At 53.0% G+C, this 14,325-nt stretch carries 9 protein-coding genes and 1 pseudogene; 4 read left to right on the top strand and 6 right to left on the bottom strand.

The window, feature by feature from the left end; translation table 11 throughout:
• The first annotated feature begins 1,242 nt into the window (after positions 1 to 1,242).
• The 3 genes from K3759_RS10010 to K3759_RS10000 all read left to right on the top strand — a co-directional run bounded on the left by K3759_RS10010 (position 1,243) and on the right by K3759_RS10000 (position 6,843).
• On the top strand, positions 1,243 to 4,176 hold the full coding sequence (locus tag K3759_RS10010; protein ID WP_259981516.1) for an ABC transporter transmembrane domain-containing protein: 2,934 nt from the start codon (positions 1,243 to 1,245) through the stop codon (positions 4,174 to 4,176).
• Between the two features lie 259 nt (positions 4,177 to 4,435).
• A complete protein-coding gene (locus tag K3759_RS10005) occupies positions 4,436 to 4,936 on the top strand; it encodes a GNAT family N-acetyltransferase (RefSeq protein ID WP_259981514.1) in 501 nt (166 codons plus the stop codon).
• 209 nt (positions 4,937 to 5,145) lie between these two features.
• Positions 5,146 to 6,843: an adenylate/guanylate cyclase domain-containing protein gene (locus K3759_RS10000; RefSeq protein ID WP_259981512.1), complete on the top strand. Its 1,698-nt coding sequence runs from the start codon at positions 5,146 to 5,148 to the stop codon at positions 6,841 to 6,843.
• 31 nt (positions 6,844 to 6,874) lie between these two features.
• Here the strand turns inward: K3759_RS10000 and K3759_RS09995 are convergent, their stop codons facing one another.
• The 4 genes from K3759_RS09995 to K3759_RS09980 all read right to left on the bottom strand — a co-directional run bounded on the left by K3759_RS09995 (position 6,875) and on the right by K3759_RS09980 (position 10,787).
• The gene (locus tag K3759_RS09995; RefSeq protein ID WP_259981511.1) at positions 6,875 to 7,363 is read right to left on the bottom strand and encodes a hypothetical protein; all 489 of its coding nucleotides are present in this window, start codon (positions 7,361 to 7,363) and stop codon (positions 6,875 to 6,877) included.
• 75 nt (positions 7,364 to 7,438) lie between these two features.
• Positions 7,439 to 8,695 (bottom strand): hypothetical protein, encoded by a 1,257-nt coding sequence (locus K3759_RS09990; RefSeq protein WP_259981508.1) that lies wholly within the window; start codon positions 8,693 to 8,695, stop codon positions 7,439 to 7,441.
• A gap of 68 nt (positions 8,696 to 8,763) precedes the next feature.
• Positions 8,764 to 9,540 carry a TfuA-like protein gene (locus tag K3759_RS09985; RefSeq protein ID WP_259981505.1) on the bottom strand — a complete coding sequence of 259 codons (777 nt, stop codon included), beginning with the start codon at positions 9,538 to 9,540 and terminating at the stop codon, positions 8,764 to 8,766.
• The gene (locus K3759_RS09980; RefSeq protein WP_259981504.1) at positions 9,537 to 10,787 is read right to left on the bottom strand and encodes a YcaO-like family protein; all 1,251 of its coding nucleotides are present in this window, start codon (positions 10,785 to 10,787) and stop codon (positions 9,537 to 9,539) included. The genes K3759_RS09985 and K3759_RS09980 overlap by 4 nt, the downstream gene beginning before the upstream one ends.
• A 153-nt stretch (positions 10,788 to 10,940) precedes the next feature.
• On the opposite strand from K3759_RS09980, the pseudogene K3759_RS09975 reads away from it, so the two are divergent.
• Positions 10,941 to 11,648, top strand: a pseudogene (locus K3759_RS09975) (IS6 family transposase).
• Positions 11,649 to 11,891: 243 nt separating this feature from the next.
• Here K3759_RS09975 and K3759_RS09970 read toward each other — a convergent pair.
• The gene (locus K3759_RS09970; RefSeq protein ID WP_259981501.1) at positions 11,892 to 12,920 is read right to left on the bottom strand and encodes an NAD-dependent epimerase/dehydratase family protein; all 1,029 of its coding nucleotides are present in this window, start codon (positions 12,918 to 12,920) and stop codon (positions 11,892 to 11,894) included.
• 26 nt (positions 12,921 to 12,946) lie between these two features.
• A complete protein-coding gene (locus K3759_RS09965; protein WP_259981498.1) occupies positions 12,947 to 14,302 on the bottom strand; it encodes an O-antigen ligase in 1,356 nt (451 codons plus the stop codon).
• Positions 14,303 to 14,325: the final 23 nt, after the last annotated feature.

Genomic DNA, 14,325 nt, shown 5'->3' with positions numbered 1-14,325 from the left:
GGGAACGCCTTTCATTTTGGACGAGCGATCGGCGTTCACAAGGGGAGATAGGCCCGCGTTCGTAAGACCTTAGCGTAAAATTCCCTGTTATTTATAGCAGGGAATTTCGAACACCCGATCAGGTAAACAAAGGGCGCCTATCTGGGATTCAAATGCCGTGGAACACAACATGGGTTACGCCGTTCCACTCGCGCAGATAGCGCCCGCCAGACTTGAGGACCGGCTTGGCAGCGCAGGTCCTCCCAGCCGCAAGTTTGGGGAGTTGGGATTTGGCTGTTTGTGGCACGGACCTTTGGTACAAGCCTACAGGTCAAACGCGATGAATCTCAATCTTCACATGAATTGTAAAATTTACACCCCCATTGCCCGTTGCTATCTGGAAATGACAAATTTGGGATGGTGAAATACTGAGCTAAGAAATGTCTATCTGGTGGCTCCCAGATTATCCCAGCAGCGACCAGCGAGGCTACAGAAATTAGCAGACCCGACAGTAAATTAGTCAAAGTTGAAGCGGTCATGTCCTCAGCTCCTTGTTAGATTTAAGGTCAATCAGTATCGAATGAGCTAGGCAGCCTAGCGCGGCCCTTGAGATAGCCAGACGTCATGCGGCTCCCCATTCAGGTGAGCCGGGAACATCCTATTAATCTCGATAAATTTCGAAGCTGTAAGGTAAGCAGGGGCGACGTTTCTTATCTGCTTTGAGTAGCATTATGCTCAAAATTTGGCCTTTTTTGCAAGGATCGTCTGATTCCCTTGGAGCTAAGCAGAATCCTTAATTCCAATACTATCGTACGCGGGAGACAATGGTTAGAGCGCCAGCCTAATGCTTACGGCAGATTATCGTCAACATTTAGAAGGGTAATTGGCTTCGCTCCGCCATCCAGAAATTCGATTAGATACGACCGGTTAAAAGCCCAGATAGGCTGATCATGAACCAGATGGCGGCTCAGCTGTAACACAATGCAAGACCAGACCGATTATGTCGATGGTGTGCTGTCAACGATGCAGCGAGCGCAGGCAGTAGGCTGTTGCGGCATCCGCCGCAGCGTTTGCTTTGCCGCACAGTGCCGGCTCGGCTTGAGGGGTGTCCGACATAGGCACGCTGGCGCATTTTCTTGGAATACAACGAGGGGTGCCGTAGAGTGAAACCTACGCTTGTTCAGAACTTCTTAGGAAGGATAGAGTATCGAACGCTCACTCTTTGCTTTCATCTGGAAGTTCTCGAAGCGCGAACAGCTAATCTTGCTTACGGCAACGCTGGTCCTCTTTCCTTTGCTGTATCTGACCCTCGAACTACCCAAGCGCATTATTAACGATGCCATCGGTGCGGAGGGCGGAACCGTTACGGTTCAGGGCGTTGAGTTCGGTCAGATCACGTTTTTAATGATGTTGTGTGGCCTGTTTTTAGCGTCGGTGCTGGTCCACGGCGCGATGAAAATGCGGATCAACACAATGACCGGTGTGCTTTCCGAACGCATGCTACGGCGGCTGCGCTATACGCTTATTGCGCGGATCTTGCGGTTTCCTTCCCCCTACTTTGAGCGCACCAGTCAGGGTGAGTTAGTCAGTATGGTCACATCGGAGGTTGAACCGATGGGCGGGCTCATGGGGAACGCGGTTTCCCAGCCTATCCTTCAGGCGGGGCAGATGCTCACGATTTTGGGCTTTCTATTTGTCCAGAGCTTTGCCTTTGGCATCGCCGCCTGCGCCATGATCCCTTTACAGGCATGGATTATTCCAAGGATGCAGCGCCAGATCAATGTGCTGAATAAGGCCCGCGTCATTGAAGTGCGCGCGCTCGCCAGCGAAATTGGGGAGAGTGCGGCAGGTGCCCTGACACTGCGTCTGAACCGCGGCTGGCGCCACCGTCTGGCGATGATTTCAGCCCGTCTGGGGCGCCTCTATCACATTCGTTTCCAGATCTATCGAAAAAAGTATTTCATGAAGTTCGTGAACAACTTCATCGGTCAACTCACGCCATTCCTTTTCTATACGATTGGCGGCTTTCTGGCGATTAGGGGCGAAATTACGGTGGGCGCTTTGGTGGCCGCCCTGGCAGCGTACAAAGATCTCTCTAGCCCTTGGAGAGAGCTTCTAATCTACTACAACCAATCGCAGGATATGGCGATGCGATGGGAAACGATTGTTGAGCGTTTCGCGCCGGAGCAGATGATAGATACATCACTATTTGAGGGCGCAGCGTTGGACAATCCGCAGTTGGTTGGTGACATCGAATTGCGTGGCGTTAGCGTAGTAGATGCGGAAGGGGCAACCGTTCTAAACGATCTGAATGCCACTTTCCCAGCTGCCAGCTCTATCGCCATCACCGTGCCGGACGAGCAAGACCGTCGCGCTTTGTCGATGTTACTAACACGCGAACTTCTGCCATCGCACGGCCAGGTGCACATCGCGGGCCAGAACCTCAGCGCGCTCCATCAAATAACAATCGCTAGCCGGATCGGCTACGTCGGCACTACACCCGTCCTGTTTGAGGGCCTGTTGGGCGACAACTTCAATATGGCGCTGCTCACCAGGCCACAGGTTCCGCCAACTGATATGGCAGTTATTGTGGAGAGTGAGCGCACTGGTAACAGCACCGATCCGCTGGATGTGCCATGGCTTGACGCTGCTGCCGCGAAAGTAACCGACATCGAAGCCTTGCAAGATTGGTGGATCGAACTGATCACCAGTATCGGATTGAATGATTTCTTGTTAGATCGTGCCATTGAGCAAAAGTTGCTCCCAAAGCGGCATCCCGAACTTGCTCGCAAACTCACCGATCTGCGCGCGGAAATTGCCACAGAAGTGCGCGATGCCGGACTGGCGGATCAGGTCGCCTTTTTCGACGAAACGACATACAACCCTGCATTGCCGGTGGCAGAAAACCTGATTTTTGCGATGCCGTTGGTCCCCGTCACAGCGCAGGTCCTGATTGACCACCCATCCTTTGCGTTGCTTTTGAACAAGCTGGACCTAGAGGAGGATCTACTTCAGCTGGCCGCAGATATCGTTGATCTCTTGGATAAAATCTTTGGAGTAGACGGAACCGATCACCCTTTGTTTCGCAAGCTCGGCCTGCAACCATCGTCTTTTAGAGCGGCGCTGGAACTCTTGCCCGTCTACCGCCGGGGCGCCCCTCTGTCACTAAGTCAAAAAGCACAGTTGCTTGCTGTTTCTCTGGTAATCCCCGCGGAGAAAATCGGCCCGGCATTTCCTGCTGATATTATGACGCGGGTCATGCAAATGCGTCGCGCACATTCCGCCACCCTACAGGAAACAACCCACGACATATTTGTACCGCTGAGCACAAATGCACCGGTTGAAGGGCTCTCCATTCTTGAGAACGCCTTGTTCGGCAAAATCAAAGATGGCGTAAACGCCAAAGCTCTCCTGTCGCTCGTCGGGAAACGGCTGCGCTCTGCTGGGCTGCAGGGGGCTATTCTAGGACAATTATTCTATCTCCCAGTCACCTTGGGGGGGAGGAATTTGTCAGCAATGCTTTCCGAAACGGTCGCTCTGGGCCGGGCGACTGTCAAGCGGCCAGATGTTTTGATACTGGACCAACCGCTTGCGAGTTTTGATGCGGAAATTAGCAAAAACTTGCACGTTCAGCTCCGCAATCTTTTACCCCAAACCATAATCATCTGTTTAGGCTCTGATATTGCGCTACCCGAAAGATTCGACCATCATTTCCTCATGCAGCAAGGGCGGTTGTCTGGCATGGTCAGCGATGGGGAGGGGGAGAAACATCAGACGTTCAGCGCAGATATGGCGCGGAAACTGCGCGCGCTGCAACGTGCCGAATTGCTTTCAGGTCTCGCGCGCAAACAGTTGCAACTGCTTGCATTTGGGGCACGCTGGTATCATGCCGCTGCCGGCGACTACGTCTTTCGTCAAGGCGACGACCCGTCGATTGGCGCATTTCTGATATTGGAAGGGACTGCGGAGTTGCTGGACCCCCGACAAGATGGCGACAACCAAATTGTCACTGTTTCGTCACCGGGCGATCTCGTGGGGGAACTTGGTTTAATTCGCGGCGTGCCACGGGCCCTCGATATGCGCGCAACAACCGATCTAACATGCCTGCGCATCAGCGCGGAAGATTTCTTTGCGGTGGTCAAAAACGACGCGCCTACCGCCTACAAGCTTTTGCAGGTCGTAGCTGGCTACGTCTAGCCGCGGTACCGTGGGATGCAGTCGTACATCTCACTAGGCCATTCGTGAGGCCGGGGCTCAGGTCGCCCAAAAACCGATCCTTTGCGTTCGAGCCGCGGTCGACAGGCGATGAAAGTTGGCATCAGGACGCAAAAACAGGTACAGTTGGAGTTACATCAGAAAACTGTGTTAGTGAGTGCCACGCGGGTGTCATACCAAACTTTTCCGACTGCTTGATTGGTTTCCCTTCGATTGGCCGGAAAGACAAGGGCGAAACCGTATGGCTGCGAAACCAAGTGTTGATTGCTTTACATTCCGCCCGATGTCTTTGGACGATATATCGACGTTTTCCGAATGGTTTTGGGACTTCAAAGATGTAGCGCTGTTTGAGCGAAGCAATCCCATCCCAACAAATCTGGACGCTATGAAAGGCAGCTGGAAAAAGTCGTTGGAGTACGCGACCAACCCGACAGCCTTTTGGTTCATCGCGATCAGCGCCGATGGGCGGCCGGCGGGCATCGCGGGACTGGAGGCCATCAATTACATCCACGGTGATGCCATCGTTCCCGCATTCGTGGGGCGGCAGTTTCGCCGGAAAGGCCTTGCGACGGCCATGTCGATCAGCCTGCTGGAACTCGCGTTCAGGCAGCTTCGGCTATACCGGTTGTCGACCTATTACAGAGAAGACAATTCAGCGACCCGGTCCGCTCTCACCTCGCTAGGATTTCAGGAAGAGGGGCGGTTTCGGGGGGGGGTGGTTCTCGGACGGCAAAAGGCGTGATGTCATTATTGCCGGGCTGCTTTGTTCTGAGTGGGAGCAAACACGGAAGTCGGTTTTTGAAGCTTTAACGCAGAATTCCCAGGTCGTGTTCAAGCCCACATGCTGGACGAACGCAGGTGAGTAAGCTCAAAGCATCAGCGCGTTCGACCTCCAGAAAGAAGAGGAGGCTGGTTGCAATAGTATTCGCAGACGTTGCGAACTTTAGCCGAATGATGAGCTTCGACGAAGAGGGAACCGCAGACGCAGTGCGAGAGCGGCTAGATATTTTTCGGAGCGGGATCGCTGCGTTCTCTGGGGAATTTAAGGGGTCGGCGGGTGACAACGCGTTCATGATTTTTGAAAGCGCCGTTGATGCCGTCACCTTCGCTGTCGAGATGCAGAAGATCTGCAGCGAGATGAACCAGAGCCTGTCCGCAGACGAACAGATATGGTTTCGCTTCGGCATCAATCTCGGCGAAGTTCTTGTTCAGGGAGACGATATTTCGGGTGAAAGCATCAATATCGCTGCCCGGATTGAGGCGTTTTCAAATCCCGGACGAATTTGCATTTCGGGCGCGACCTACGATCATGTCAGCAACAACCTTCAATATGGGTACGAATATCTTGGCGGCCAGGATTTCAAAAATATCGGCAAAACAGTCGATGTCTTTCAGGTTCATGAAAACCCGGCCTCCGCGGCAATGACGCCGGGATTGAGGCGCGATATCAACAAGTCTGTCGACTACCGGGAAAGGGCTATTCCAAATCAGTCCATTGTTGTGCTGCCCTTCGAGTTTCAGGGCAACAGCGAGGACGACAGATGGTTTGCTGAGGGCCTGACGGAGGACGTAACCACCAGCCTGTCGCGCTTCCACAATCTCTTCGTTATCTCTCGCGATTCCGCTTACATGTACCGCGACCGCCTCAAAGCGCCAAAGCAAGTGGCAAGCGAACTGAGGGTGCGCTACGTTGTAGAGGGGTCCGTCCGAAAATCCGGAGCCCGGTTGAGGATTACCATCCAGCTACTGGACGCGCTGCTGAACCGCACGATTTGGGGCGAGCAATACAATCGCAATATCGAAGACCTCTTTGATTTGCAGGACGAAATCAATCAAGTCATCGTGTCGGCGACGGCGGCCCAAATCGAGGTTACTGAACAAGAACGAACGCGCCTGCTGCCGCCCGCAAATTTGCTGGCCTATGAGATAGTGCTCAGGGGTGAAAGGTATTTGTCACGGTACACGCAAAAAGACGTGCAAAACGCCCGCTCGCTGTTTGAGGCCGCTTTGAAGAGTGACAATTCGTACTCACGAGCTTACGCCGCAAGTTCGCGGACGTCCAATTTAATCTGGCGCTACGACTGGTCTGAGGACACCGCGACCTCGCTTGACGAAGCCCTAGTATTTGCGCAGCGCGCCATTGAAATGGATGGAAGCGATGCGCGCGGGTTCGGCGAGTTGGGCTTTGCGCACCTTTACCGGAAGGAGCATGACGCGGCGCTCAATGCCTATGACCGTGCTCTGAAATTGAACCCCAACGATGCCAATGTGATGTCCGACATGGCTGACGCATTAGCTCATTCAGGTCGGTCAGAAGAGTCCATCGATCTTTTACAGAAAGCTATGCGGCTCAACCCATTTTATCCGGATCAATATGTCTGGCACCTCGGGGGGGCATATTTCAACCTTAAGCGCTATGATGACGCGATCAAAACCATCCAAAAGATGCAAAATCCGACCGAAGGAAGACGTATATTAGCTGCCTCCTATGCGTACCTTGGGCGAAAAGACGAAGCCCAGTCCGAAGCGGATCGGGTGCGCAGAGCGCATCCGGACTTTGCGGCCGAACGTTGGGCCGATGTTCAACCGGACAAATATCCAGAAGACGTTGCGCACTTTCTGGAAGGCTTAAAACGTGCTGGACTATAAAGAATAGTATGGCCAGCAAACGCTAATTGGATCAGTCGCTGGCATCTCCGCGTGCACCGCTGATCCGAGCACCCGAGACCCGCGCACCCGATACCCGAGCGCCTGATACGCGCGCTCCTGAAACCCGAGCGCCTGATACGCGCGCACCCGACACGCCAGCCCCGCCATCGCCGCCGGTATCGGGCAGAAGGGTTTCGAACCTACCAGAATCTACATCCAATCGGATCGTCTCATCCGTGCGCTTGACCGTCCAAGCGCGCAGGTTTTCATAGAACTTCTTATCGCGCGGATTAGGACCCGGAAGCTCGATATCGTCCGCCTCTTCGCCATTTCCATCTACAAGAAAGAGTACAGGAGACGTCAGTTCGAGATACGTGCCGTCAAAAGTAAAGCCATAGGCCCGCGCAAATTTCGGGTCTCTCTTTGCCTTTTTATCTTCCGCAGAACTGCTCACCTGCAAATCATCAACCACACGACCAAATATAACGATCGTTGCTGAGGAGTGGATTGACTCTTTCATAGCGACATTCCTTAAATGAGAATTCTGGAAGGAAATTCAACCTAAAGTATTGAAATTGTAGCGCAGTATTCCGTTTTAGTCCATCGGCACCATAGTCCGCACGGAGTTTGCGTGACTGCCCTTGTCGAGCGGCTGGAGTTGTGGCCCGACTTTCACATAGCCGATGTCACGCATATCAAAGTTGCCGCGGATCAGCCGTGCAAATCGGCCTCCCGTATGTCGGCGGTCAATTTCCACGAATAAATCAGCCACTTCGACAAAATCGAGTTGAACATTTTTCAACTCCTTCCAGGTGTCCGCCAGATAGGTCCCCAAGATGTCACGCGCATCAACCAGGGCCAGTTTAAACGCTGTCGGATTGGCGGCAAACGCTTCGTCGAACATAGCCTGCATGACAGTCGCATATTCAGGCGTGGCCAACAATTTGTCGGACAACTCTTCAAGCTCAGGTGAAATCGCACCGTAGTCGAGCAGCATCTCATGAAAGATATCAACGAAAATATCGAAGAATGCACCGGTAAGCGGCTGGGCTAGATGGTGTTCCTTGACCCAGCCCTTAGCAAAATCACTCAGCCGCGAGTCGTTGGCGGCGACTCGGATCTGCTTGTTTTCGGACAGTTCGGCGATCCGACTTGCCGCGTTAAGCGTGTACAGATTACCGCGCGTTTGTTCGAGCAGTTTATCTACCAGCGAGTTAAAGTGTAGCGACGAGAGGAGCGCAACAAGATCGGCAGCGCTTTCGTGAAACCCGAAATACTCCCCGGTCACGTTTTCTGGATCGGGGACGCCGACTTCAGAATAGATTATCGCGTGACCCAATTCATGGGCAATAACATCAAAGTTGAGACTGAAGGGTGTATATCCCCCATCGCTACGGTCGCCGCCCATCTCAAGAAATCCAAAGCCGGAATAGGCGTTTTCAAGCGAGGGCAGGATGGTCAGTTCGACGCGGTCATAAGTGCCATCGCTCTGCCAAGGAATCTCCCGTCCGAAATATCCCTCCCAAATATCCATCACAAATCGAACAGTTCCGAAAAGGTGCGCAGTTTCGAATTGTGGAGTGCCAGGTTCGAGGTAGTCGAAATTGCCGTATTCGTCAGGATAAGCAGGATCCTCAACCTGTCCCTGCCATGCAGGTGTCAAAACCGCAGAACCGTCAGGCGCAATACCATAGGGGTCGGTCTTACCAATGGGAAATATTGCATACATGCGATCATCCGAGGGGCCCGGCCCGAGGCTCCCTGCGACGGATGAGACAAGAACAATTTCTGGCTTTGCAAAATCTTTCAGAAATTGGGGTTGAGGGAACAGTCGGAACCGCGTGCCCTGCATGGATTTGCTTCCCTCTCGCTGCGTGCGCCTTAATTTCTGAGACGCAGCTTACCACAGGCCGACTGAAATTAGCTGAGAAAGTTGGTATTCCCCAATAGGTTGTAAGTGCCGCTGTCCTCATTATTGCTCTTCGATTGGCGACTTTTCCAAGTCCGGGTGGCGTGGACCCAAAGATCGGTACGCTCAAAATGAAAGTCGATGTCAGGTGTTTCCAACCCAACCGTGATCATGCGCTCCAGAAGAAATCCGGCATCAATGCGTTTCTGATCCACCTCGTTCGCTGCAATCCAAGCCTTTAGGTATTCGCGGTCGTTTAGCTCCGTATCAGTTTCAGACAGAACGCTCTCCCATGTTCTGTCTTTAAAAAAGATATTCTTGGCCCGGACAGCTAACTCACCGGCTTCGGGCCGGGAAAGTACGTTTGCGAGAACCGCTGCCTTGAGAGTTGCCCGGACGTTAACCATTGCAACGCTTAACCGCGTGAAACCAAGTTCAGCCGGTCCGTGTGCTAGTGCGACTTCATCATCGCCTTCCAATATTCCGTCGCGGTAGTCGACATAGATCGCCCCAACACCAATCATGCCAAATGTATCAAGCTCAGCAGCGCGCAAGGCACCCATGCTGGACGCGCCAAGCACTGTAATGCCTTGTGACATCGCCCATAGGATTTCCTTATGCCAGACTGAGGGAGTTCCGTCGAAATACCCATCGATAATGCCGATCGCCTTCGGTTTTTCGAGCGTTGCCAAATAGACATCGCCCTGACGCACGGGGGGCCGGATTTCAAGTGCGGAACCCTGCAAGAAGTCGGTATCGCAAAGAGATGGCCCGGCAAAGACGATCACCCCATAGTTCCTTCTCCACTCAGACGGCGGGCGCGGGCGCCCGCGACATACCCTTCATCGTCATGTGGAGCTTCAAGCCCCGGCACGATCACCCGTACAACTGAAATTTGGAATTCTTCACGCCCAAGACCGACAACAGCAACCTCTTTGATTCCAGCACTCCACAAGCACTTCTTGAGAAACTCAAGATCACCTTCCAGATCAATGTTGAAGGATGAAGGGACATCGCAGAATTTCAGTAAAGGCATCGGTCCGCTAAGAGCAACCGCAAATTCCGTCGCTTTTTGCGCTCGGCCGGACGCGCTGTATTCTTCAAATGACAGGTCCTCTCGGGCACCGGAGATATAGTTCAACCGCGTCTGCGCCGCTTCGTTTAGCGCTCTTTGCAGCGCGACCGAGCGGTCCGGATGGGTTCCTGATCCTAGCCCGAGATGGTCCGTTTCTGACTGGCAGTCAAAGATCACGCACATAAAGGTGGCCACTGCGACATCGGACGTCACATTCCATACATAACACTCCAGACCAGCTTCCGCGAATTTCCGTAATGCCTCCAAACAAATTGGATCATCGACGGTGCTTAGGTTAAGCTGGGACGACTTCTGCGCGTCGGGAGAGCCATGATGCCACAAAGCCAAAGCATCACGTTCGATCACCTCGCATATCGCATGGCATGTCGCCTCAAGCTCACTGTTCCCCGAGGCCAGACCGTTGGTACTTGAGGGAAAACAACCTGTGCCGGGAAAGAGCGGGTGGGTGTAATCAGCTTGCACCATTTCTACGGGAACCAGCACCTTTCTACCGCTCATCAATTCCTGTGCGTAGACCCAGTGTAGGCGTTCTGCGCTGTCGCGGGTCCGCCCACGAACTTCCGGCAGTCGTGTCAGGTCAATAAAATCATGTTGCTCAGACAGATCGTCAAAACGCCCAAAGAAAACTGGTCGGTCAAAATGCTCCGCATGCCAGATTTCGATCGCCTCCATTAAAGCGGAGACCTTGGCAAGCACAAGCGTCGAACCTTTTCCCTGAGATACCGAAATGGAGCGTGCATTGGGTCTGATGGCCAATACAACCGGTAACCCGACACGATCCAAACCTGTAACATTCGCAATGCGGGTAATCCCAAATTTATGCTTGATCGGCAGAATTCGATCGAGGGTTTGCTGGGCCGTGCAAATGCGGTGCAGCCCGTCTCTGAGCAGCTTTTTTGTGCCGCCAGAGATACCGAAATCCATTTGTTTACCGCCCATTTGCGCATTCTCCAGAAGAGAATTCTATCATCCTTTCGATCCAATAGAAAAATAATTGAAATGTCTGCCACGAAACGATCCGGTATTGGTGGCATCGGCGCTGTCGAAAGAAAACTTGTTGAGGCGTGCAGGGCCAGCATTCAGCGTCGTGGGATGACCAAACGCTGCCCATTTCGCTACTTTAAGACGAACCCCGAGATCATCCGCTTGGCCGTGATGATGTATGTTCGGTTTCCACTTTCGCTCCTGAACGTAGAGGACCTTCTGAACGAACGCGGCATCGACATCAGCTATGAGACGGTTCGAGTTTGGTGGAACAGATTTGGCCATTTGTTTTTCGCAGAGATCCGCAAGAAAAGGGTCAGCCAGATGCGCGCATATTCAAATTGGCAGTGGGACTTGGACGAGGTTTTCGTGAGGATCAACGGCGAGACGCACTACCTTTGGCGGGCTGCGGATCACGAGGGGGAAGTCTTGGAAAGCTTTGTCACAACGCGCCGAGATCGAAAGGCAGCAGGGAAATTCTTGCGAAGAACAATGAAACGTCCTGGTCGACCACATATCTTCGTCGCCGATTAGCTACGTTCCTAAGGCGCGGCGATCAACGTCGTGGGCAATGTTGACAAACAGGAAACCGGCCGATGGCTCAATAATCGCGCTGAGAATTCACACCAACCATTTAGGCGAAGAGAGCGGGCCATGCTTCGATTTAGGCGCATGCGAACTTTACAGAAATTCGCCGCCGTTCATGGCTCAGTCCACAACCATTTCAACGCGGAGCGCCACCTTTACAGCCGATCAAATTTCAAACTGAACCGCGCTGCTGCTCTCACCGACTGGCGCGGTCTCTGCGCAGCCTAACAGATTGAGGTTGCTGGATAACAGAGACTAGTTCGCATTGGTCTGACAGAACCGACACTGGCCATTCCATCCATGCGATAGATCAGCGGTTGCCGTTTTAAGGAAGCAATTCTCCTTCCGTTCAACGAGCGTTTATCCGTGGTCGGCAGGTTTGGCAGTTGTTGGTTCATTTTGGCCTTCTAACATCAACCTGGGAACGTGGGGCCATGTTTAAGAGATGGCTTGTATGTATCGGATCACCTCCTAAACGCCGTAATAGTCTCGGTACCAGTTCACAAAGTTGAAAACGCCGGTTGTTATATGAGTCTGAGGAGCATAGCCGGTCAAACTTTTTAACAGAGATGCATCAGCCCATGTTGCTGGCACGTCGCCCGGTTGCTTTGGCATGAGATTCCATTCGGCTACTTTGCCGGTAGCGCTTTCGATTGCCGCGATGAATTCGGCAAGATAAATTGGACCTGAGTTTCCGATGTTTACTACGCGGAAAGGAGCGACAGGTGAGAGACTGTCGGTCTCAACGGGGTTTTGGTTTGGGTGCTCCGGTGTCACGTCGACCAAAAGCCGAATTGCATGGACAAGATCTTCGATATAAGTGAAATCCCGCTGCATTCTGCCGTTGTTGTACACATCGATCGGAACGCCTTCTAGTATTGCCTGAGTAAACTTAAATAGCGCCATATCGGGCCTCCCCCAAGGACCATATACGGTAAAAAATCGGAAAATTGTGATTGGTATGTCGAACAGATGTGAATAGCTGTGTGCCATACTTTCTGTAGATTTCTTCGATGCCGCATAGAAGGACATTTGATGATCGGATCTGTCCGTCTCGCGGTAAGGCATCTTGTCATTAGCACCGTAGGTCGATGAGGTTGACGCTAATAGTGTATGGCGTGGGGGGTAGGCGCGCGCAGCCTCCAGCAGTTCGAAAGTTCCAACGATATTGCTGTCCAAAAAAGCTCGCGGATTTGTGATGGAGTAGCGTACTCCGGCTTGCGCCGCGAGGTGAATTACGACGTCAGGTTTCTCTTCTTTAAAAAGCCGCAGCAACAACCCAGAGGTTTCGACCTTTTCATGAACAGAGCGATAATGTTCGAAATTAGTTAGGCTCTTCTCTCGTTGTTCCTTCAAGGCGACGTCGTAATAGTCCGACATACAATCAAGGCCAACTACTCTCCATCCCTCTTTCAGCAGGGTGGTGCAAACGAACGAACCGATAAAACCGGCAGAGCCTGTGACGATTGCAGTGGGCCTGGTGAAGTCATCAATTGGCATTAGACAGCCTCCTTGTGACAATTTTGTTAACAAATGTTCTTTGTGGTCTGTGATCGGCTTTCGGGTTGGCGATTGGATAGGATCGTGGCTTGGGTGAGCGCCAGCAGCAGCCACAGATTACTTTGATCCAAATTGGGTTCTGACTGAGCCAGCAACAGCGCAGCTAAAACCGCCAAGAACGCGCAGCGGCTTAAGCCGGATGGATCGGCTGAAAACATGTGGTCGGACAGGTAGACCATCGGTACGGTGAACAGCGCAATCATCGTGCCTAAACCCAGCACCCCCAATTCAGTAGCGGCTTGGGCGAAGGCGTTGTGGACAGGTCGACCCCAGAAATTACCATCAACGGTATCAAAGCCTGCCAAGCCAGTACCGACAAACGGATTAGCAGCGATTTCATCGATACCTAATGCAAAGAGTGTTTTACGTTGGTCGATCCCTTTGGATACGCCTGAATCGCCAAAGGTCACATCATAGATTAATTGAAGGAAACCCGAAAAATACGCAATCGACAGTCCCGCTGTGAGTACGACTGCCAATACCGCAGTCCGTTCGGGCCAACGAAAAAACGGGAAAGCGAGCATCACGAGAGCCGCGGCAAAGATCGCGCCAGTGTTCCAAGAAACAACTACCCCCGCCAGCAGCGCGACGGCCGCCGCAGTTGCGGTCAAGCTTGGCCGGGTGGTTAGCCTCCACAGCGCGAAGGGCAGGGCGTAGACGAGAAAGGAGGAAAAATGCTGCGCTGTGATGCACAGGGCGGAAGCGCGCATTACAAAACCAATCGGCGTAGGTTTGAATGCAGATTCGGGTGGGTTGATGAAAGTGAATACCCAGATACCGGTCAGCGCGAGGAAAAACTGCGCAATGCCTATGATAGCGCTGACGACGGCCACGATAATGAATAGATTGATCGCGCGGCGCAAGCTCGCCTGGTCACGGCACAGATCGACGACCAAAAGTGCTATCAACGAGATCCGTATCACGCCGATCATGCCGATAATCCATGCGCGCGGCCGCATCACCGGCAAATGTGCTAGTGCCAGCACACCGATCAGAAGCGCCATAGACAGCAGGAATCCAAATCGGATGGGGCGCGTGGGGTCAAGCGCGAGGGTCGCGGCCCAGCTGAGAAAGGCACCAAACAGCGCAAAATCGAATGTATCCAGCGGGCCGAAGCCTATGCCATTGAGTTGCGAGGCTGCGAGTAGGCAGAACATCGCTACTGTCGCAAAGCTTGCAACTCTGCCAATGAACCGCATAGCAAGCATCGTTAGAATGGTAATAAGCATCAGCATCGGCAGCAGCGGCAGGGGGGGGCTTTCGGGGCCGAACGGTCGCTGCACTAGGGAGGGTAAGCCATTCCCGAAGAGCGGTTCAATCATTGCTGCGGTCGCAGCCAAGAGGG

Origin of the sequence: Sulfitobacter sp. W027 (assembly GCF_025143985.1) — a bacterium.
GTDB lineage: Bacteria > Pseudomonadota > Alphaproteobacteria > Rhodobacterales > Rhodobacteraceae > Sulfitobacter.
The sequence above is the reverse complement of the archived record's forward strand: the minus strand, read 5'-3'. Positions and strand labels throughout refer to the sequence as shown.